Origin of the sequence: Curtobacterium poinsettiae (genome assembly GCF_047226435.1) — a bacterium.
Classification (GTDB): Bacteria; Actinomycetota; Actinomycetes; order Actinomycetales; family Microbacteriaceae; genus Curtobacterium; species Curtobacterium poinsettiae.
In genome coordinates this window covers 2,191,513-2,212,526 of sequence record NZ_CP178434.1, presented here as the reverse complement: position 1 = coordinate 2,212,526, position 21,014 = coordinate 2,191,513, and the positions used below count along the sequence as shown (strand labels likewise).

The following is a 21,014-nucleotide window of genomic DNA, read 5'->3' as shown; positions in this document are numbered from 1 at the left end:
ACGAGACAGACGGGAGGCCCGGTGCCAGCTGGCACCGGGCCTCCCGTCCGTCGTTCGGTTGCGTCCTGGACGCGGGCCGGGTTACCGGGCCAGCTTCAGCCAGACGGCGCCGAGCGGCGGGACCACGACGTGCGCTGAGGCCGGGCGGCCCGCCCACGGGGTGTCCTCGGCGGTGACGACGCCGAGGTTGCCGACTCCGGAGCCGCCGTACTCGGACGCGTCGGTGTTGAGCACCTCGTGCCACTCGCCCGCGGTCGGCAGCCCGAAGCGACGCTCCACCGGGACGCCGGAGAAGTTGACGAACACCGCGACGCGGTCGTCGCCGTCCTTCCGCAGGAACCCGAGGGTCGAGTGCGGTGCGTCGCCGCCCTCGAGCCACTCGAAGCCGTCGGCCGTCGAGTCGTGGGTCCAGAGCGCCGGGGAGTCCTTGTAGACGCGGTTGAGTTCGGCGACGAGGTCCTGCACGCCGCGGTGGCCGGGCTGGTCGAGGAGCCACCAGTCGAGGCCCTTCGCCTCGGACCACTCCGCGGGCTGCGCGAACTCCTGGCCCATGAAGAGCAGCTGCTTGCCGGGGTGCGCCCACATGAACGCCAGGTAGGCGCGCACGTTCGCGAGCTTCTGCCACTCGTCGCCGGGCATCTTGCCGTACAGGGAGCCCTTGCCGTGCACGACCTCGTCGTGGCTGATCGGCAGGGTGAACTGCTCGCTGAACGCGTAGACGAACGAGAACGTGATCTCGTCGTGGTGGTAGCTGCGGTAGGCGGGGTCGCGCTGCACGTACTCGAGCGAGTCGTGCATCCAGCCCATGTTCCACTTCTGCCCGAAGCCGAGCCCACCGGCGCTCGTCGGCTGGGTCACCCCCGGCCACGAGGTGCTCTCCTCCGCGATCATCACGATGCCGGGGTACCGCTTGTACGCCGTCGCGTTCGTCTCCTGCAGGAAGGCGATCGCGTCGAGGTTCTCGCGCCCACCGTGGATGTTCGGCAGCCAGTCGGTGCGGGAGTAGTCGAGGTACAGCATCGACGCCACCGCGTCGACGCGCAGACCGTCGATGTGGAACTCCTCGAGCCAGTACAGCGCGTTCGCGACCAGGAAGTTGCGGACCTGCGGCTGCCCGAAGTCGAAGACGTAGGTGCCCCAGTCGAGCTGCTCACCGCGGCGCGGGTCGGGGTGCTCGAACAGGGCGTAGCCGTCGAAGCGGCCGAGCGCCCACTCGTCCTTCGGGAAGTGCCCGGGGACCCAGTCCATGATCACGCCGATGCCCGCGGAGTGCAGGCGGTCGATCAGGTAGCGCAGGTCGTCCGGTGAACCGAAGCGTGCGGTCGGGGCGTAGTACCCGGTGACCTGGTAGCCCCACGAGCCACCGAACGGGTGCTCGGAGAGCGGCAGGAACTCCACGTGCGTGAAGCCGGTGTACTCCATGTGCCCGATGAGCTGGTCGGCGACCTCGCGGTACGACAGGCCGGGGCGCCACGAGCCGAGGTGCACCTCGTAGACGCTCATGGGGGCGTCGTGCGTGGTGGTCTGCGCACGGCGCTCCATCCACGCGGCGTCGCCCTCGGACCACGTGTACGTGGACTCGGTGATGACGGAGGCCGTCGCCGGCGCGATCTCGGCTTCGCGGGCGAACGGGTCGGCCCGCTCCACCCAGCCGGAGTCGGTGAGGATCTGGAACTTGTAGCGCTGGCCGACGACGGCACCGGGCCAGAAGAGTTCCCAGACACCGAGGTCGCTCAGACGGCGCATCGCGGTGGTGCGGCCTTCCCAGCCCTCGAAGTCCCCGATGACACGCACGGCGGTGGCGCGCGGTGCCCAGACGGCGAATGCGACCCCGTCGACCCCGTCGACCGTGCGGGCGTGTGCACCGAGGTGCTGCCAGAGCTGCTCGTCGCGGCCTTCGCCGAACAGGTGCAGGTCGAGCTCGCCGAGCGTCGGGGCGAACCGGTACGCGTCGTCGGTGGTCCAGGTGGCGTCGTCCTCGTCCGTTGACGCGTCGTAGTCGTACTCCGACTCGACGCGGTACCGACCGAGCGTGTCGGCCGTGGCGCCGGCCCAGAGCCCGTCGCCCTCGTGCGTGAGCTCGATGTCGTCGCCGTCGGGGCGGACGAGTCGCACCGCGCGGGCCAGGTGGCGGACGACGCGGACGCTCGTGCCGCCGTCGACGGGGTGCGGGCCGAGCACGTCGTGCGGCTGGGACCACCGGCCCTCGGCCACCTGCAGGCGCAGCCAGTCCTCGATCGGTGCCGGGCGCGGGTCCGTGGCGGCACCGGCAGTGCCGACGGCCGGGGCCGGGGCATCGGCCGGAGCCGGGGAGGCGGCAGCGGCGCCGGGGGCGACCGGGGCGTCGACGGACGCCGGACGGACGACCGGTGCCGAGCCTCCGGTCGGGGCCTGCGGGTCGTCCGACGACGAGGCTGCCGCCACGGACGGCTGCCGCGGGTGCGTCGGGTCGGCGGGGTGTCCGGCGAGCGTCGCGGACTCCGCCACGCCGCGGTCGGGCGCCTCGCGCTCGGCCGGAGGGGCACCGGGCAGGTCCTCGGCGGGAGCGGACACCTTCGGCTCGTAGCGCGGCACGGCCGGCGGCGGAGGCGGTACCGGCGGCACGGCCGGTCCGCGCTTCGTGGGGTCGGTCGGTTCGGGGGTCATCGGTGGGGTCCTTCCACGACGAGCAGGTGCACGGGCTCCTGGAACGCGTCCAGGCGGACGTAGTTCGACGCGCCCCAGGTCCAGCGCTGACCGGTCACGACGTCACGGACGTCGAACAGGCCCTCGGTCGGCAGACCGAGTGCGGCGAGGTCCAGGTGCACGGTGGTCTCACGGGCGGAGTGCGGGTCGACGTTGGCGACGACGATCACCGTGTCGGGCCGACCCGACCGGATGAAGTCACCCGACAGGTGCTTCGAGTAGACGACGATCGCCGGGTCGTCAGCGGCGTGCACGTGCAGGTTCCGCAGCTGTCGCAGCGCGGGGTGCGCCGCCCGGAACCGGTTGAGCATCGTGACGTACGGGGCGAGGGACGCGCCCTCGGCCTCGGCCAGTGCGAAGTCGCGCGGCTTGTACTCGTACTTCTCGTTGTCGATGTTCTCTTCGGAGCCCGGTCGTGCGACCTCCTCGAACAGCTCGTACCCGGCGTACATGCCCCACGTCGGCGCACCGGTGGCGGCGAGCGCCGCACGCACCTTGTAGCCGGCTCGGCCGCCGAACTGCAGGTACTCGGTGAGGATGTCGGGGGTGTTCACGAAGAGGTTCGGGCGCAGGTAGTCGCTCGTCTCGTGCGAGAGCTCGGTGAAGTAGTCCTCGATCTCGTCCTTGGTGTTGCGCCAGGTGAAGTACGAGTACGACTGCTGGAACCCGGCTTCGGCGAGCGCGCGCATCATCGCCGGGCGGGTGAACGCCTCGGCCAGGAACACGGTGTCGGGGTGCTCGTCGCGGATCTCACGGATGACCCGTTCCCAGAACCACAGCGGCTTGGTGTGCGGGTTGTCGACGCGGAAGATGCGGATGCCGAAGGCGATCCAGTGGCGCAGGACGCGCTCGACCTCGGTGACCAGGCCCTCGGGGTCGGTGTCGAACTGGATCGGGTAGATGTCCTGGTAGCGCTTCGGCGGGTTCTCGGCGGTCGCGATGGAGCCGTCGGCGCGCTGCGTGAACCACTCCGGGTGCTGGGTGACCCAGGGGTGGTCGGGGGAGCACTGGAGCGCGAAGTCGAGCGCGACTTCCATGCCGGTGTTCTTCGCCGTCTCGACGAAGTCGCGGAAGTCGTCCTCGGTGCCGAGGTCGGGGTGGATCGCGTCGTGCCCGCCTTCGGGGGAGCCGATCGCCCAGGGGCTGCCGGGGTCGTTCGGCCCGGGCGTGAGCGTGTTGTTCGGCCCCTTGCGGGCGGTGGTGCCGATGGGGTGGATCGGCGGCAGGTAGATGACGTCGAAGCCCATCCGGGCGACGGCGGGCAGGCGGCGGGCCGCGGTGCGGAAGTCACCGCTCTTCCAGGAGCCGTCGGGGTTCTTCTTCGCGCCTTCGGAGCGGGGGAAGAACTCGTACCAGGCGCCGACGCCGGCGCGGGTGCGTTCGACGTCGAGCAGCTGGGTGGCGGAGTGCGTGCGGAGCGAGGTGAGGGGGGCTTCCTCGACCTCGGCGACGATGCGCGGGTCGTCGACGGCGGCCAGGCGTTCCGCCGGGTCGAGGTCGGTGTCGCGGACCCGTGCGGCGGCGCGTGTGGCGGCGGGGGAGCCGGTCTCGTCGGCCAGCCGGTCGAGCAGCACGGCGCCGTCGAGCAGCGTCGCCTCGGTGTCGACGCCGGCTGCGATCTTCAGGCGTGCGCCGTGCAGCCAGCTCGCCCAGTCGTCGGAGTACGACTCGACGTGCCAGGTCCAGACGCCGACGTGGTCGACCTGCACCGTGGCGTCGTAGCGGTCGGTGCCGGGGGCACCGAGGGTCATGGGGACGGTGCGTGTTCCACCGTCTGGGCGTTCGAGGACGAGGTCGGCGCCGATGATGCCGTGTCCTTCTCGGAAGACGGTCGCACCGAACGTGATCACCTCGCCGTCGAATGCCTTGCCGGGGAAGCCGTTCGGCGTCCTCGGGGCGAGCTCGGTGATCGGGATGCGCCCGATCTTCGGGCGTCGGGGTCGGTCTGCGGTGGCCACGGAAGCGACGCTACCCGGCGGGCGGCTCCGCGTTCCCCGGATTCCGCCCACTGTGGAGGGGCCGGGCGCGCCGTGGACCCTGTGGAGGACCGGACGCAAGGCCCGTGGCGGGGCCGCCACGAGCCTTGCGTCCGCCTGTCGGTCGCTGTGCCCGGCCGCACCCGCCTGCTCGCGCTACGCCACCTCGAACAGGTGGATGCCGGGGCCGTAGGCGGTGAAGACCTGCCCGGCGGGACGGAGGCGCTCGTGGTCTCGGTGCTTCTCGCTCGACCAGGCCAGGCGGTACCCGAGGACGTCCTCGCGCACCGGCAGGGTCAGGTCGCGGGTACGGCCGCTGCCGTGCACGACCACCAGGACGCGGTCGAAGGGCTCGTGCTCCGGTGTCGACTCGACGAAGTACTGCAGGGCGCGGTGCACCGGCTGGTCCCAGCCCTCGATCGTCATCGGCTGCCCGTCCGGTCCGTACCAGGACATCCGCGAGGCCCCTGGCGTCTCCTGGCCCTCGACGCCGAAGCGGGTGGGCCGGAGTGACGGGTGCGCCTGCCGGAACCGGGCCAGCGCGGCGACGGCCTCGGTCATCGTCTCGGCGTCCTCGTCGTCGGACCAGTCGACCGGGGTCAGGTCCTCGGACACCACGTAGGCGTTGTTGTTGCCGTGCTGGGTGCGGCTCCGCTCGTCGCCGGCGGTGAGCATCGGCACCCCGGCGGACAGCATGAGCGTCGCCACCAGGTTGCGCATCGACCGGCCACGCGCGGCGCGGACCCCCCGGTCGGCGGTGTCGCCCTCGATGCCGTGGTTGAACGAGCGGTTGTCGTTCGAGCCGTCGCGGTTGTCCTCGCCGTTGGCCTCGTTGTGCTTGCCGTCGTACGACACCAGGTCGAGCAGGGTGAAGCCGTCGTGCGCGGTGACGAAGTTGACGCTCGCCAGCGGGCCGCGGTCGGCGCCGAAGACACTCCTCGACCCCGACAACGCTTCAGCCAGCCGGCCGATCCCGGTCTGCGGCAAGCCGGTGCGGCGCTCCTCGGCGATGTCGGTGAGCCAGAACTGCCTGACCGTGTTCCGGAAGCCGTCGTTCCACTCGCTCGTGCGGTCCCCGGCCGCACCGAACGCCCCGGTCTTCCAGCCGTCGGGGCCGACGTCCCACGGCTCGGCGACCACCAGGGTGTCCTGCAGGTCGGGGTGGTTCCGGATGCGTTCGAGCAGCGGGTGCGACGGGTCGAACCGGTGCTCGCCGTCGCGGGCCAGGGCGGCCATCAGGTCGAAGCGGAAGCCGTCGACCTGCACCTCGCGCGCCCAGTACACCAGGCTGTCGACGATGAGGTCCGCGGTCGCCTCGACCGAGGTGTCGAGCGTGTTCCCGCACCCGGTGGTGTCGTAGTAGCCGTCCCGGTACGGCGAGGCGGAGTGCGCCCAGCGGTACCGGTTCGCACCGTCGATGCCGCGCAGGCTCGTCGTCGGGCCACCCAGGCCCTCTTCCGCGGTGTGGTTGTAGACGACGTCGAGGACGACCTGGATGCCGGCCTCGTGCAGCAGCCGGACCATGCCCTTGAACTCGCGCAGGACGGCGTCGGCGCCCTGCTGCCGGGCCGGTGCCGACGCGTGCGCGGCGTGCGGGGCGAAGAACCCGAGCGTGTTGTAGCCCCAGGCGTTCTGCCGGCCGGCGTCGCGGAGCCACCGCTCGGTGTCGAAGGCCTGCACGGGCAGCAGCTCGAGCGTGGTGACGCCGATGCGGTGCAGGTGCGCGATCGTGCTCTCGTGTGCGACCCCGGCGTACGTGCCGCGCAGGTGTTCCGGCAGGTGCGGGTTCGCTGCCGTCAGGGTGCGGACGTTCGCCTCGTAGACGACGGCGCGGTCGAGCGGGACCTGCGGCTTCACGACGCCGCCCCAGTCGAAGGCGTCGTCGACGACGACGCTGGTCCAGCGCGGGCCGGCTGCTTCGTCGTTCCCCGTCGGCAGGATGCCCCGCGCGTACGGGTCGAGCAGCGGACGCGTCGGGTCGAACTCGTGCCGCGGGCCGACCGGGCCGTCGACGAGCAGGTGGTACCGGTCGCCCGGCACGACCCCGGGGACCTCGCCGGTCCACACGTCCGTGTCCGGCACGCGCTCGAGCGGGTGTCGGGTCGGCCGGCCCTCGGAGCCGTCGGAGCGGTCGGTCCCGTCCGCGCCGTCGGCGCTTCCCGCGCTCGTCACGACCAGGACGACGCCCGTCGCCGTCGCGGACCGCAGGGTGAACCGGGGGACGGTCCCGCCCAGGGAGAACCCCGGCGTCAGGTCGATCGCTGTCTCGTGCACGCGACAAGGGTACGAGGACCGGCGCGTATCCTGGACACTGCTCGATCCAGGGGGTGCATTTGTCGGTCTACCTCGACCACGCCGCGACGACGCCGATCCTGCCGGAGGCGCTCGCCGCCTTCACCGATGCCCTGGGCACCGTCGGCAACCCGTCGTCCATCCACAGCGCCGGTCAGCGCGCGAAGATGCTGCTCGAGGACGGCCGCGCCGCCGTCGCGCGCTCGCTCGACGCCGACCCGGTCGAGGTCGTGTTCACCTCCGGCGGCACCGAGAGCATCAACCTCGCCGTGAAGGGCCTGTTCTGGGCTCGCCAGCGTGACCGCCAGCGGCCCCGCATCGTCGTCCCGGGCGGCGAGCACCACGCCACCGTCGACACCCTGACCTGGTTGGAGACGCACGAGGGGGCCGTCGTCGACGTGGTCCCGTTGGACGCGCAGGGTCGCGTCGACCTCGCCGGACTGGAGGCGCGGCTCGCCGACGCCTCGGACGTCGCCCTGGTCACGTTCCTGTGGGCGAACAACGAGGTGGGCACCGTCCAGCCCGTGTCACGGATCGTCGAACTCGCGCACGCCGCCGGCGTGCCCGTGCACAGCGACGCGGTCGCCGCCTACGGCCAGGTGCCCGTGTCGTTCGCGGCGTCCGGCCTCGACGCCCTCAGCGTCTCCGCCCACAAGATCGGCGGGCCCGTCGGCATCGGTGCGCTCGTGCTCGGACGGAAGGCGACCGTCGAACCCCTCATCCACGGTGGTGGGCAGCAGCGGCAGGTGCGGAGCGGCACGCAGGACGCCCCTGCGGCTGCGGCCTTCGGCGTGGCGGCCGGCGCGGTGGTCGCCGAGCCGATGCCGCACCCGGCGCTCGCCGCCCTGCGGGACCGTCTGGTCGCCGGGGTGCGTGCGGCCGTCCCGTCAGCCGTGCTGATGGGGGACCCCGTCGACCGGCTGCCGGGCAACGCACACTTCACGTTCCCCGGGTGCGAGGGCGATTCGCTCCTGTTCCTGTTCGACGCCGCCGGGGTCGCGGTGTCGACCGGATCGGCGTGCCAGGCCGGGGTGCCCGAGGCGTCGCACGTGCTGCTCGCGATGGGGCTGTCGGAGCAGGACGCCCGCGGTGCGCTCCGGATCACACTCGGGCACACGACGACCGACGCCGACGTCGACGCGTTCCTGGCTGCGCTGCCGGATGCGGTCGCGCGGGCCGGTGCCGCGGGGATGGCGTCGCGGGAGCCGCTGCTCGGGCGGTAGGGCCTCTTCCGTCGGGCTGGATGCCACGGGGCACGGTTGCGGTGCTGGACATCGTTCTGGTCCTGACGTCGAGAGCCTCGCGACTCTCCGGGTCACGGCGGGTACGGGTCGCGCGCGGCTGCGGGAGCGGCTGCCGTCGGATCCACACACCGACCCAGACGTGCGAGAGACCGGTCGCTGCGAGACCGACCATCGCCCACCCGACGACGCCGTGCCCGGTCCCGACCCAGAAGACCCCGAGGACGAGGACGAGCGTCGTCACGACTGCACCGAAGGCGAGCATGAGCAGACTGGACACGGGACTGGCGTTCTGGGCGAGCCGAGCGTCACGCACCCAGGCCGGGTTCCGCACGCGCCACAGGACGATCGCGACGGTGCCCAGCAAGACCGCGATGCTCACTGCGAGCAGACCTGTTCCAGCCACGGCCCGATGGTGATCCGACAGGACCGTCCTCGACGCGATCTCCACGAGGGCCTCGCGACCGACCCGCATCGTTGTGATACTTGGACATGCTCGAGTTGGTGCGACCGCAGACGGCGTTGTACGAGGCGTGGGCTGAAGCGCATGCCGAGTGGGGGCCGGGTCTGCACGAGGCCGGGTTCGGGATCACGGCGCACGACGACGTCAGTGACGAGGACGGGTTCCGCACCTGGGTCGGCCGAGTGCACGCCAGGCGCGGCGCGCTCTGGTGGATCGTCGAGGACGGCCGTGTCCTTGGCGGGATCGCACTCCGGGCTCCGGGAGACACCGCCGGCGTGCACCGGTTCGGCCACGTCGGGTACGGGATCCGCCCGTCAGCACGGGGCCGCGGCGTGGCGACGTGGGCGCTGGGCCAGGTGCTCGCCCACGCCTCGCGAGTCGGGATCGACCCCGTGATCGCGCTCTGCCGCGATGACAACGCCGGGTCCATCCGGGTCCTGGAGCACTACGACGCGGTCCTGTCGTCGATCGAACGGCGTGAGGGAGTGCGGCTCCGGCGGTACGCCGTCTCCCGGTCGCACCGGCGTCCCGGGTAGCCGATCGAGCGCACGGCCGCCCCCGGGAACCCGTGTCGACGCGTCACACCAGCCGGGCGAGGAGCGCGTCCGTCTCGGCTGCGGTCGGCGCTGTCGCCGGACCGTTCCTGGTGACCGCGAGGGCCGCCGCGGCGTTCGCCCGGCGGACGGCCTCGACGAGCGACGCACCACGGGACAGCGCAGCGACGAGCACTCCGCCGTGGGCGTCTCCCGCACCGTTGGAGTCCACCGCGACGACCCGGAAGCCGGGGACCAGCACGGGGGAGGCACCGGGCTCGACGACCCAGCAGCCGGCTGCGCCGTCGCGCACCAGGGCGGTCCCGCGGGCGGCCGCGGCGATCGTGGTGACCGCCTCGGGGAGTCCCGCGGACGTGGGAGCCATGAGTCGCGCCTCCCGTCCGTTGGCGCTGACCACGTCCGCACGCGCCATGACGGGGCCGAGCACCGCCGGGGGCAGCGTGTCGACCAGCGGCGACGGGTCCAGGACGACGCGGACTGAGTCGGGGACACCCCCGAGCCAGTCGGCGATCGCTCGCCCGTTGACGGCGTGCGCGAGGCCGTAGCCGGACACGAACACGGTGTCGTCGGCGACGAGGGCGATCCGGTCGAGGTCGGCGCGGCCGAGCTGCCCCTCTGCGCCGACGCTCGTGACGAAGGTCCGCTCCGTCGAGGCGTCCACGAGTGCGACGCAGTACCCGCTGTCGACGTCGTCGAGACCGGGCTGCAGGACGTCCACGCCGGACGTGGCGAGCGCGCGACGCACCACGTCGCCGAACGGCCCGCTGCCGTACTGCCCCCCGAACGCGACGTCGAGTCCGTCCCGGACAGCGGCGACCATCGTGTTCAGGCCGCCGCCCGCGGTGATCTCCGACGCGGAGGCGATGACGTCGCCGCCCGGAGCCGGGATCGCGTCGACGCGCATGACGATGTCGACGATGACGTTGCCGACCGAGACGAGGCGGGGCATCAGGCGCGCGCCCCGGCGTCCGTGGTGGTGGCCGGCTCGTGCTCGGTGAGCCGGCCGCGTGCTCCGCCGGTCAGCAGGTAGACCGCGGCAGCGACGATGAACGTGATCACCCAGCCGAGTCCGTTCGCGCCGATCCAGGTCGCGGAGAACGCACCGACGAAGACGGGGTCCGCGTCACCGACCTGCACCTCGGTGAACAGGAAGCCGATCACGATCGCGACGATCCAGGCGGCAAGGGCACCCCAGGCGACACCACCGCGGTACCAGTACCGGCCGCCAGCGCGCAGGTCGAGGAGCGCCGCCGGGTCGTACCAGCGCCGCCGGACCATGTCGGCGGTGAAGACGCCGAGCCACGCGGTGATCGGGACGGCGAGGACGGAGATGAACGTGATGAACGGGGCGTAGAAACCGTCGGCGACGAGCATGAAGTACATCGCGCCGAGTGTGGTGACGACCACGTCGACCGCGACCGCCCACACGCGCGGGACCTTGATGCCGAGGGTCAGCGTGGTGAGGCTCGCCGAGTACACGGACAGGTGGTTCGACAGCAGCAGGCCACCGAACGCCGCGATGAGGTACGGGATCGCCATCCAGCTCGGCAGCAGGTCGCGGATCGCAGCGACCGGGTCACCGGCCTGCGCCAGCGTCGGGTCTCCGGCGGAGACGAGCGCGCCGAGGCCGACCAGGACGACGAGCGGGATGCCCGCACCGGCGGCACTCGACACGATGAGCGCGCCGGCCTTCGACGAGGTGCGGGTGTAGCGGGCGATGTCCGCTCCGGCCGTGGCCCAACCGATGCCGGTACCGGCTGCGATCGTGCCGATGCCGATGACCATCGCGGCGACGGGGCCCGCGGGCTGGGACCCGACGACGTCCCAGTCGACGCGCAGCACGAGGAAGACCGCGACGAACACGTTGAGCGCACCGAACACCCACGTCGCCCACTTCTGGACGGCGACGATGAACGCGTGCCCGAGGCCGGAGACCAGCACCGTGGCGACGACGAACACCAGGATCGCGACGATCGTCAACACCGGGTTCGCCTTCGCGTCACCGCCCGTCCCGAACAGGATCGTGAACAGCGACAGGAGCACGAACGCCGCCGTCGTGGTGTTCACCGTCTCCCAGCCGAGCCGCGACAGCAGCGACACGAACGTCGGCCCGATGTTCCCGCGGACGCCGAACACCGCTCGGCTGAGGGTCAGACCCGGAGCACCGCCGCGGCGGCCGGCGACGGAGATCACGCCGACGACCGCGAAGGACCCTGCGGCGCCGATCACCGCGACGAGCAACGCCTGCCAGATGGTCAGGCCCTGGAACGCGACCAGGGTCGCACCGAGCGGAAGACCGAGGATGGAGATGTTCGCGGCGAACCAGACCCAGAACAGCGCGCCGGGCGTACCGGTCCGTTCGTCGTGGGGCACGGGCTCGATGCCCCGCTGCTCGATCGTCGTCAGCGTGCCGCTGCTGAGCGTGGTGGGCGTGTGGGACATGGTTCGGTTCCTCTTACGTCGTCGGAAGGGTGGTGCGCGAAACCGTGCGTCGGCCTGTCCAGGCGACGCCACAGCGTGGGGGAGGGGGGAGGCGGGTCAGCTGCCCGCGCGGAGGGTGAGGAGTCCGTCGACGACCCGGTCGAGCCGGAGGTCGTTGACCGTGGTCACGGTGGCGACGGCATCGGCGGGCCAGGCATCCGGCCCGTGGACGGCGCCGAGCACCGCACCGGCCATCGCGGCGATCGTGTCGGTGTCGCCGCCGAGTGCAGCCGCTGCGCAGAGGGTCTGCCACGGGTCGAGGTCGAGGGCGACGAGGGCGAGTGCGGCGACGACGGACTCCTGGCTGGCCACGCTCGTGCCGATGAGCCGCGTGATCGTGTCGATCTGCGCGGACGCGGGCACGGTCGGCAGGTGCTCACGCGCCCACGTCGTCCTCGCAGCGATGTCCGCACCGGCGACCCAGTGGCCGCGCTCCGCGCCGATCGTGGCGGCGGCGACCGCGGCGTCGAGCGCTCCGGACCGCGTCGCCCCGTCGATGCCGGCGCTCACGGCCCCGGCGATCGCGCTCGCTCCGGCGATGCCGAGTCCGGTGTCGTGCGTGACGCGGCTGGCGTCCTGGACGGCGTCGACCAAGCGGACCAGGTCGTTCGAGGGCACGGCGACGCCGACCGGTGTGATCCGCATCGCGGCCCCGTTCGTCGTGCCGGTCGAGCCCGCCTCGGACGCGGGGACGCCGTCGAGGATCCGCTGCACCGCGGTCTTCGTGCTCGGGCCGAGCAGGTCGAGCGAGCCCTTCGCCTCCATCCCGCGCTCCCAGGCGATGAGCGCCTCGGCGAAGCGGACCGGGTCCAGTCGTCCGTTGCCCTCGAGCAGCAGCTCGGCGAGCATCAGGGCCTGTTCGGTGTCGTCGGTGATCGTGCCAGCCGGCATGCCGGTGGCGATGCGCTGGTGCGGTCCGGCGTCGGCGAACCCGGCGATGGCCCCGTGGTCGGCGAGGATCTGCGCGCGGGACATCGACTGGGTCGGCATGCCGAGGGCGTCGCCGATCGCCAGGCCCGTCAGTGCAGCGAGGGCGTGGTCTCGGTGGCGGTGCTGGTTCACGGTGTCCTGTCGTGGGGTCGTGACGTGGTCCCGAAGCGCATGTGCAGTCGGAAGCGGTCGGGGTCGAGGAGGCTGTCGACGCGCTCGACGAACGCGCCTTCGGCCGTGCGTGCGATGCGTCGGCTGCGCAGGAACGGCGTGCCCGCGGTGCGGTCGAGCAGGGCCGCGTCGTCGATGTCGAGCGGCACGACGTCGATCCACTGCTCGGCGCTCGCCGGCACCAGACCGGTCTCGGCGATCGTGGCCGTCAGGGAGCCGTCGACGAGTCCGTCGGTGGTCGCGGACGCCAGGCGCCCCAGGTGCGGCACGACGCTGCGCTCCAGGGACACCGGACTGCCACCGACGACGACACGGAGCCGGTCGACCGCCACGAACGTCGCGCTGGCGGCATCGACCTCGGTCTGGAGCGCTGTGTCCTCGAACCGCTCGATGCGCAGGGTGCGGGTCGACACCTCGGTCCCGGAAGCGGCGATGGACCGTGCCCAGCCGCCGCGGGGGTCGAGGGAGGCGCCGTCGAACGTGACGACCGAGCCGACCCCACCCCGGGTGGCGATGTACTCGTCGTCTGCGAGGTCGGCGAGGGCAGCTCGGACGGTGCCACGACTGACGGCGAAGCGCACGGCCAGGTCGTGCTCGCCGGGCAGGCGCTCGCCGGCTCGGTACCGCCCCGTCGCGATCTCGTCGCGGAGCGCGTCGGCGACGAGACGTCGCTTCGAGGTGATCGGCATGCCATGAGCGTACATGTACAAGACCTGTTCAGTCGTGTCTCCGCGCTCAGTGGATGACCGGCCGGTCCGGTCCGGGTGCCTCGACGCTCAGAGGTCGCAGACCGCGGTGGGCAGGTTCTGCTCGGCGCTGACCCACACCGATTCGACGTTCGCCCCGCCCTCGCCGAGTTGGAACGAGACGAGGGCGCCGGGCAGCTGGACGTCCCACCGCGACCAGGATCCGTCCGGTGTCGAGATCCGTTCCGTGAGTGACGGGTACGCGGCCCGGAGTGCATCGGAGCTCGACCCCACACCGATCCCTGCGGCGGTCGTCGGCCCCGCCGTCGTCGTCCGGGCAGAGTCACCCTCAGCGCCGATCAGGACCCCGGTCACGCGGTCGTCCTCCTCGATGATCCGCAGCGTCGGGCTGCCGTCGCGCGCCCACGTTCCCGGAGCCGTGCACGTGCTCGGCGTCGAGGGCACCAGACGGTACGCCTGCGCGAGGTCGTCGCTCTCCGCCTCCGTGGCGCCGCCGAGCGCGATCGGACCGACCTCGTCGCCCGAGATGGTCCACGAGGACGGGTCGTCGAGCGCGAAGGGGCCCTTGCTCGGGGTCGGGGCAGTGGATCGTGTCGGTGGGGCTGTGGGCTCCGGGGTCTCCTGGACCGGAGCGGACTCCGGGGTGCTGGTCGTGGCCGGTTCGCTGGGCCCCGGCGCGGAGACGGGGGCGGGGTCGGCGGGGAACGGCTGCGGGATCACGCCGAGTGCGACGCCGCCACCGGTGATCCCGAGGCCGAGCAGGGCGACGACACCGATGACGATCGCGGCGCGGCGACCACGTCGGCGCGGCGCAGGGCGCTGTTCGGTCGCGCGGGTGAGCACGGTGCGCTTCATCGCGACGAGCATGCGCTGCAGGTCGTCGCCGGAGGGAGGCTCAGTGTTCATCGTGCATCACCGCCTGCTGCAGTCGGGCACGGGATCGGGCTGCACCGCGGGGAGCAGCGTCGACGGTGAGGCCGAGGGCCTCGGCGGCGTCCGCGTAGGAGCGTCCGTCGACGAGGCAGGCTTCGCAGAGGCGGCGGTCGACGGGTGCCAGCGCATCGATCTCGTCGCGGACCCAGCGCAGTCCGACGCGGGCATCGTCCGCGTCGGTGCCTGCGGTGTCGCCGTCACCCGTGCCGGGGCGGCGCGCGTGGTCGCGGCACGCGACGAGCAGCCAGGGCAGCAGGGCGTCGGTCGCCAGGCGGAGCGTTCCGCCGTGCTGCCAGAGCGTGAGGAAGGTGTCCTGCACGATCCGTTCGGCGTCCTCGCTGCTGGAGGCCAGGGCCCATGCGAAGCGGGTCAGGGCGGCCGCGTACCGATCGAACGCGTCAGCCAACGCCTCACGTTCGCCGTTCGCGAGTCGACGCCTCAGTGCTGCGTCGGCGTTGGCGCCGTCATCCACGGTTGCCCCCTCTCACCTCAGGAGTGTCGCCAGCGACGCGATCCTGACACAGCGGCGTCCGCCGGCGTGTCGCGCCGCGGGCGGACGCGGGTGGCAGGCCCCCGGTCGACGTCACCGTGACCGGTGTGACGGACCTGCGCCGGGCCTCCCGGTCGGCTGTTTCCCAGCGCGCCGGACAGGCGGGCGCGCTGGGACACCGCACGGTCGGCGCGTCCGTCGTCAGCGGTCGTCGGCCGTCGGTCTCGGACTGCTCGTCGTGCGCCGCACCACCAGTGACACCGGCACTCGGTGCACGCGCGGCTCCGGCGTTCGGCCGTGCACGCGTTCCCCGAGCCAGCGTGCGGCCTGGGCCCCGATCGCGAAGGTCCCGTTGTCGACCGTGGTCAGCGAGATGTGCCGGATGCTGCCGAGGTACGTGTCGTCGTAGCCGACGAGCGACACGTCGTCCGGGACGGCCAGGCCCAGGTCGTCGGCCGCGGACAACGCGCCGATGGCGACGAGGTCGTTGTAGGCGACGAGCGCTGTCGGACGGTCAGCCGTGGCCAGGACTCGTCGGGCCGCCGCGTACCCGCTCTCCTCGCTCATGCCGGCCGGTACCACGACGGCGTCGGCACCGTGGCGGGTCATCGTCGTGCGGAAACCCTGCTCGCGGAGCTCCCCGACGCGCCCGGGGCCGACGAGGTGACCGATCCGCGTGTGCCCGAGTGCGAGGAGGTGCTCGGTCGCGATCGACGCGCCGGCGTGGTCGTCGTTCACGACCACGTCGGTGTGCAGGTCGTCAGGCTCGTAGGTCCCGGCGAGGACCACCGGGATCTCCTGGGCGGCCCGTCGGAGCGCGGCGTCGTCCTCGGTGGTGCCGACCACGACGATCCCGTCGACCTGTTGTCGCAGGAGCATGTCCACGGGGGAGCCGCCCACGCGCCGGGTGGTCGCCGAGTCGACCAGGATGGGTGCCAGCCCGACGGTGTCGAGTGTGGCGGTCAGGCCGGCGAGCAGGTCGACGAACCAGGGGTTCCGCAGGTCGTTCAGCAGCACGCCGACGGTGCCCGTCCGCTGCTCACCGAGGCTCCTGGCTGCGCGGTTCGGTCGGTAGCCGAGTTCGGCGACTGCTCGTTCGACGGCCGCGCGACGAGCGTCACTGACCCCTGGGTCGCCGCGGAGCGCGAGCGAGACCAGCGACTTCGAGACCCCGGCGTGCTCGGCGACGTCCCGGATGGTCGGGGCGTGGTGCGGTCTCGACATGGATGCAGGCTAGTCCTATTCTGGACCGGTCCAGTTCATTCCATTTCTGTCCAACGAAGCGAGCGCAGATGCCCCCGAAGATCTCCATGAACGTCACGACGACGTTCCACGGCAACGTCGTCCAGGACATCCGACTGGCGAGGGAAGCCGGGTACGGCGGGATCGAGCTGCAGAGCCCGAAGCTCTACCGGTACCTCGACGCCGGCTACGACATCCGGACGCTGCCGCCGCTGCTCGAGGGGCTCGAAGTGACGGGGCTCGGTGCGGTGCTCGACATCGAGCGTCAGGGTGCCGGTCGCGACGACTTCGTGGCGGAGGTCGAGCGCATGTGCGGTGTGGCGACCGCCGTCGGGGCGCCCATCGTGCAGCTGTGCACCGGGCCGGTCGATTCCGCGGTCGTCCGTGATCACCGTGCGGGCCGCCTGGCCGACGACGACACCCGGTACCGGGCGACGCTGGGGCTCGACGAGGACGCAGCGGTCCGCATCACCGGAGCGAACGTCCGTCTGGCGGCGGACATCGCCGCGGACCACGGACTCGAGGTCTACCTGGAGCCCCTCGCGTGGGCGCACCTCAACCGATGCCGGCACGCGCTGGACATCATCGAGGAGGCCGGGCGCGACAACGTCGGCATCGCACTCGACACCTGGCACTTCTGGACGACCGGGGACACGCTGGCCGAGGTCCGAGCGCTGCCCGCGTCGGTCATCAAGGCCGTCCACCTGTCGGACGGGTTCGACCTGGACCGCGACCGGACGGTTCCCGACCAAGCCGTCCACCGGAACGTCGTCATCGGTGGCGGTGCGATCCCGCTGCAGCAGTGGGTCGACGCGATCAAGGCCACCGGGTACGACGGATGGTGGGTCACCGAGATGTTCTCCGACCGGGCGAACGAACAGGATCCCGCCGTCGTCGCACGCACCATGCACGACCTGACCGCGATCCTGGTGGGCTGATCATGACGCAACGCTTCGCACTCGTCGGTGCCGGCTTCATCGGCGCCGTGCACGCCGCGTCCCTCGCAGCGCATCCCGACGTCGAGTTCCTGGGGATCCACGACGTCGACCGTGACCGCGCTGCATCGCTGGCGGCACGGCACGGCACGCGGGTGCTCACCCAGGACGAGGCGTTCGACGCGGCGCAGGTCGACGCGGTCTTCGTCGCTTCCTCCACCGACACCCACGCGCAGCACCTGCACGCTGCCGCCGACGCTGGGATCGCCGTGCTCTGCGAGAAACCCATCGCTGCCGGGTACGCCGACGCGGTCGCGGTGGTGGAGCACGTGCGTGCCAGCGGCGTGCCGGCGATGCTCGACTTCAACCGGCGATGGGACCGCGACCACGCCGAGCTGCAGCGCATCGTCGCCGCGGGGGAGATCGGGGCGGTCGAGCTCGTCCAGCTCAGTTCCCGCGGTCCGTCCCTGCCGCCGCTCGACTACCTGCGGGTCTCGGGCGGACAGCTTCGTGACCAGACCGTGCACTTCTTCGACCTCGTGCGGTGGATCACCGGCGAGGACCCGGTGACGGTCGCGGTGGCGGGTTCCGCGCTCGTCGACCCGGCCATCCGGGAGTTCGGCGACGTGGACACGTCGGTCACGACCCTCACGATGCCCTCCGGCGCGCTCGTGCAGATCGACAGCGTCCGACGCACCGGCTACGGGTACGACGAGCGCATCGAGGTCATGGGGTCGTCCGGGCTCGTCGAGTCACGGCGGAACCACCGCGGGAACGTCGCTCGTTACACCGATGGGCAGATCGTCGCGGACGGACTCCACGACGGCTGGTTCGAGCGTGTGCAGCCCACCTACGCCGCGACGCTCGCCGCCTTCGTCGCGTCGCTCGAGTCCGGATCCGAGCCGCCGGTCTCCCTGGAGGACGGGCTCAGGGCCCAGGCCATCGCCGAGGCGGCCACTCGTGCCCTGTCGTCGGGACGGACGGAGCACATCGACTACTGACCCCCGGTCGGCCGAGTCGGACTCGCGCCGGTAGGATCGATGACCATGGTCGAACTGGACTTCACCGAGCAGCTCTCCGCCCTTCGCGAGACCTTCGGCAACATCCGCTCGGTGGTCGACGTCGACCGCCTGCAGCGTGAGATCGCCGACCTCAGCGAGCAGGCCGGGGCCCAGGACCTCTGGGACGACGTCGACCACGCGCAGCAGGTGACGAGCTCGCTCTCGCACCGGCAGTCGGAGCTGAAGAAGATCACCGACACCGAGCAGCGCATCGACGACCTCGAGGTGCTGGTCGAGATGGCGAACGAGGGCGACGACCAGGAGTCGGCCGACGAAGCCCTCGCCGAGCTCAAGGCGATCCAGAAGATGATCGGCGACTTCGAGGTGCAGACGCTCCTCGACGGCGAGTACGACGACCGTCCGGCCGTCATCACGATCCGTGCCGGCGCCGGTGGTGTCGACGCGGCGGACTTCGCCGAGATGCTCCTCCGCATGTACCTCCGGTACGCCGAGCAGCACAACTTCAAGACCACCGTGATGGACACCTCCTACGCCGAAGAAGCGGGCATCAAGTCCGCGACGTTCGAGATCGACGCCCCGCACGCGTTCGGCACGCTGTCGGTCGAGGCCGGCACCCACCGCCTGGTCCGGATGTCGCCGTTCGGCGCCGCCGGCAAGCGCCAGACGTCCTTCGCCGCGGTCGAGGTCATCCCGCTCATGCCGGAGACCGCCGTCATCGACATCCCCGAGAACGACATCCGTGTCGACGTGTTCCGCTCGTCGGGCCCCGGCGGACAGTCCGTCAACACGACCGACTCGGCGGTGCGGCTGACGCACATCCCGACCGGCACCGTGGTCTCGATGCAGAACGAGAAGTCACAGATCCAGAACCGCGCAGCCGCCATGCGCGTGCTGCAGTCGCGCCTGCTCCTGCTGAAGAAGGAAGAGGAGAACGCGAAGAAGAAGGAGCTCGCCGGCAACATCACGGCGAGCTGGGGCGACCAGATCCGCTCGTACGTCCTGGCGCCGTACCAGATGGTCAAGGACCTCCGGACGGAGCACGAGGTGAACAACCCCTCAGCCGTGTTCGACGGCGATCTGGACGGCTTCATCAACGCCGGCATCCGCTGGCGCAAGCAATCCGTCGCCGACTAGGGGGCCGTGAGCCGCGCGCCTCGCTTGCTTTCCAAGCGGGGCGACCTACCCTGATCCGGTCATGATCAAATTCGACCAGGTCACCAAGGTCTACTCGGGCAACCCGAGTCCGGCGCTCGACAACCTCACCCTCGAGATCCTCAAGGGTGAGTTCGTGTTCCTCGTGGGCGCGTCCGGTTCCGGCAAGTCCAGCTTCCTGCGCCTCGTGCTCAAGGAGGAGAAGCCCACCAGCGGGCAGATCCACGTGCTCGGGCAGCGCCTCGGGTCCCTGGCGTCGCGGAAGGTCCCGTACTTCCGACGCAACCTCGGCGTGGTGTTCCAGGACTTCCGTCTGCTGCCGAACAAGAACGTGTTCGACAACGTGGCGTTCTCGCTGCAGGTCATCGGCAAGAGCAAGGGCTTCATCAGTGAAGCCGTGACCGACGTGCTGAAGCTCGTCGGACTCGCCGGCAAGGCCACCCGCATGCCGCACGAACTCTCCGGTGGTGAGCAGCAGCGTGTGGCCATTGCCCGCGCCGTCGTGAACAAGCCGGCGATCCTGCTGGCCGACGAGCCCACCGGAAACCTGGACCCCACCACGTCCGCCGGCATCATGGCGCTCCTCGAACGCATCAACCAGGGAGGCACCACCGTGCTGATGGCGACGCACGACGCCAGCATCGTGAACCAGATGCAGCGGCGGGTCATCGAGCTCTCGAACGGCACCGTCCTGCGTGACGAGCAGTCCGGCGGCTACCAGACCCAGGCCGTCCCGATCCAGCGAGGCACCGTGTCCAACACCACCGGCATCCAGACGATCCCGGGGCTCATCCGATGAGGCTCGGACTCGTCATGTCCGAGGTCGGCTCGGGCCTGCGGCGCAACGCGTCGATGGTCGTCTCCGTCGTCCTCGTGACCTTCATCTCACTGACCTTCGTCGGTACCGCGATCCTGCTGCAGATGCAGATCAACCAGATGAAGGGGTACTGGTACGACCGGGCGCAGGTCGCCGTCTACCTGTGCACCGACACCGACACCACGGGCAACTGCACCGGCGCGAAGGCCACCGCGGACCAGCGCGAACAGGTCCAGGCGCAACTCGAGTCGTCGACGCTCAAGCCCTACATCGAGAAGACCTACTACGAGAACCAGGACCAGGCCTTCACCCGGTTCAAGGAGCAGTTCAAGGACTCGGCCGCGACGGAGTTCGTCAAGCCGGAGTACCTGAACGAGACCTTCTGGGTCAACCTGAAGAACCCGTCGCAGGCCGATGTCCTGGTCGAAAGCCTGTCGAAGGTCGCCGGCGTGCAGAGCGTCGTCGACCAACGCGGGTACCTGCAACCGATCTTCAACCTGCTCAACGCATCGTCGTACACGGCGATCGGCATCGCGGGGCTCATGCTCGTGGCGGCCGTGCTGCTCATCGCGACGACGATCCGGTTGTCGGCGTTCAGTCGACGGCGAGAGCTCGGCATCATGCGACTCGTGGGTGCGTCGAACCGGTTCATCCAGACACCGTTCGTGCTCGAGGGGGTGATCGCCGCAGCCATCGGAGCCGTCCTGGCCGGCGGCGCGATCACCGCCGTGGTGTGGTTCTTCGTCCGGAACTTCCTGGCGGAGCGCTTCACCGGCACGGCGTTCATCGGCATGGGGGACGCGGCCATCGTGGTCCCCGCGGTGATCGTGATCGGGGTGCTCCTCGCAGCGGCATCGGCATCGATCGCCATCCGTCGGTACCTGAAGGTCTGACGCAGCGCAGCATCCGCCAGCGGGCGGCGC

General features: G+C 71.3%; 17 protein-coding genes. 7 read left to right on the top strand and 10 right to left on the bottom strand.

What is annotated here, in order from left to right:
- Positions 1-81: 81 nt before the first annotated feature.
- From glgB to ACL00U_RS10370, 3 genes are all read right to left on the bottom strand, one after another.
- A complete protein-coding gene (gene glgB / locus ACL00U_RS10380; protein WP_412873374.1) occupies positions 82-2,646 on the bottom strand; it encodes a 1,4-alpha-glucan branching protein GlgB in 2,565 nt (854 codons plus the stop codon).
- The gene (locus tag ACL00U_RS10375) at positions 2,643-4,643 is read right to left on the bottom strand and encodes an alpha-1,4-glucan--maltose-1-phosphate maltosyltransferase (protein WP_412873373.1); all 2,001 of its coding nucleotides are present in this window, start codon (positions 4,641-4,643) and stop codon (positions 2,643-2,645) included. Before ACL00U_RS10375 ends, glgB begins: the two co-directional genes overlap by 4 nt.
- Before the next feature lie 174 nt (positions 4,644-4,817).
- On the bottom strand, positions 4,818-6,935 hold the full coding sequence (locus ACL00U_RS10370; protein ID WP_412873372.1) for a glycogen debranching protein: 2,118 nt from the start codon (positions 6,933-6,935) through the stop codon (positions 4,818-4,820).
- Between the two features lie 59 nt (positions 6,936-6,994).
- Here ACL00U_RS10370 and ACL00U_RS10365 point away from each other — a divergent pair, with 59 nt between their 5' ends.
- Positions 6,995-8,176, top strand: a complete 1,182-nt coding sequence (locus ACL00U_RS10365; RefSeq protein WP_412873371.1) for a cysteine desulfurase family protein — start codon at positions 6,995-6,997, stop codon at positions 8,174-8,176.
- Positions 8,177-8,698: 522 nt separating this feature from the next.
- Positions 8,699-9,193 carry a GNAT family N-acetyltransferase gene (locus tag ACL00U_RS10360; protein ID WP_412873370.1) on the top strand — a complete coding sequence of 165 codons (495 nt, stop codon included), beginning with the start codon at positions 8,699-8,701 and terminating at the stop codon, positions 9,191-9,193.
- Between the two features lie 43 nt (positions 9,194-9,236).
- Here ACL00U_RS10360 and ACL00U_RS10355 read toward each other — a convergent pair whose 3' ends face one another.
- The 7 genes from ACL00U_RS10355 to ACL00U_RS10325 all read right to left on the bottom strand — a co-directional run bounded on the left by ACL00U_RS10355 (position 9,237) and on the right by ACL00U_RS10325 (position 16,147).
- Complete coding sequence (locus ACL00U_RS10355) at positions 9,237-10,160, bottom strand: PfkB family carbohydrate kinase (protein ID WP_259552730.1); 924 nt, start codon at positions 10,158-10,160, stop codon at positions 9,237-9,239.
- On the bottom strand, positions 10,160-11,653 hold the full coding sequence (locus ACL00U_RS10350; protein ID WP_259552729.1) for a purine-cytosine permease family protein: 1,494 nt from the start codon (positions 11,651-11,653) through the stop codon (positions 10,160-10,162). The genes ACL00U_RS10355 and ACL00U_RS10350 overlap by 1 nt, the downstream gene beginning before the upstream one ends.
- 96 nt (positions 11,654-11,749) lie before the next feature.
- Positions 11,750-12,754: an ADP-ribosylglycohydrolase family protein gene (locus tag ACL00U_RS10345; protein WP_056068931.1), complete on the bottom strand. Its 1,005-nt coding sequence runs from the start codon at positions 12,752-12,754 to the stop codon at positions 11,750-11,752.
- Positions 12,751-13,482: a GntR family transcriptional regulator gene (locus ACL00U_RS10340; RefSeq protein WP_412873369.1), complete on the bottom strand. Its 732-nt coding sequence runs from the start codon at positions 13,480-13,482 to the stop codon at positions 12,751-12,753. The genes ACL00U_RS10345 and ACL00U_RS10340 overlap by 4 nt, the downstream gene beginning before the upstream one ends.
- An 87-nt stretch (positions 13,483-13,569) precedes the next feature.
- The gene (locus ACL00U_RS10335; RefSeq protein ID WP_412873368.1) at positions 13,570-14,406 is read right to left on the bottom strand and encodes a hypothetical protein; all 837 of its coding nucleotides are present in this window, start codon (positions 14,404-14,406) and stop codon (positions 13,570-13,572) included.
- Positions 14,396-14,839, bottom strand: a complete 444-nt coding sequence (locus ACL00U_RS10330; protein ID WP_231564090.1) for an RNA polymerase sigma factor — start codon at positions 14,837-14,839, stop codon at positions 14,396-14,398. Before ACL00U_RS10330 ends, ACL00U_RS10335 begins: the two co-directional genes overlap by 11 nt.
- A gap of 285 nt (positions 14,840-15,124) precedes the next feature.
- Positions 15,125-16,147, bottom strand: coding sequence for a LacI family DNA-binding transcriptional regulator (locus tag ACL00U_RS10325; RefSeq protein WP_017888219.1), 1,023 nt, complete (start codon positions 16,145-16,147; stop codon positions 15,125-15,127).
- 68 nt (positions 16,148-16,215) lie between these two features.
- On the opposite strand from ACL00U_RS10325, the gene ACL00U_RS10320 reads away from it, so the two are divergent.
- From ACL00U_RS10320 to ftsX, 5 genes are all read left to right on the top strand, one after another.
- Positions 16,216-17,103, top strand: coding sequence for a sugar phosphate isomerase/epimerase family protein (locus ACL00U_RS10320; RefSeq protein WP_056068922.1), 888 nt, complete (start codon positions 16,216-16,218; stop codon positions 17,101-17,103).
- Between the two features lie 2 nt (positions 17,104-17,105).
- Positions 17,106-18,101, top strand: coding sequence for a Gfo/Idh/MocA family oxidoreductase (locus ACL00U_RS10315; RefSeq protein WP_412873367.1), 996 nt, complete (start codon positions 17,106-17,108; stop codon positions 18,099-18,101).
- A gap of 45 nt (positions 18,102-18,146) precedes the next feature.
- The gene (gene prfB / locus ACL00U_RS10310; protein ID WP_017888216.1) at positions 18,147-19,256 is read left to right on the top strand and encodes a peptide chain release factor 2; all 1,110 of its coding nucleotides are present in this window, start codon (positions 18,147-18,149) and stop codon (positions 19,254-19,256) included.
- Between the two features lie 61 nt (positions 19,257-19,317).
- On the top strand, positions 19,318-20,073 hold the full coding sequence (gene ftsE / locus ACL00U_RS10305; RefSeq protein ID WP_017888215.1) for a cell division ATP-binding protein FtsE: 756 nt from the start codon (positions 19,318-19,320) through the stop codon (positions 20,071-20,073).
- Positions 20,070-20,984 carry a permease-like cell division protein FtsX gene (ftsX, locus tag ACL00U_RS10300; RefSeq protein WP_017888214.1) on the top strand — a complete coding sequence of 305 codons (915 nt, stop codon included), beginning with the start codon at positions 20,070-20,072 and terminating at the stop codon, positions 20,982-20,984. Before ftsE ends, ftsX begins: the two co-directional genes overlap by 4 nt.
- The last annotated feature ends 30 nt before the right edge of the window (positions 20,985-21,014 follow it).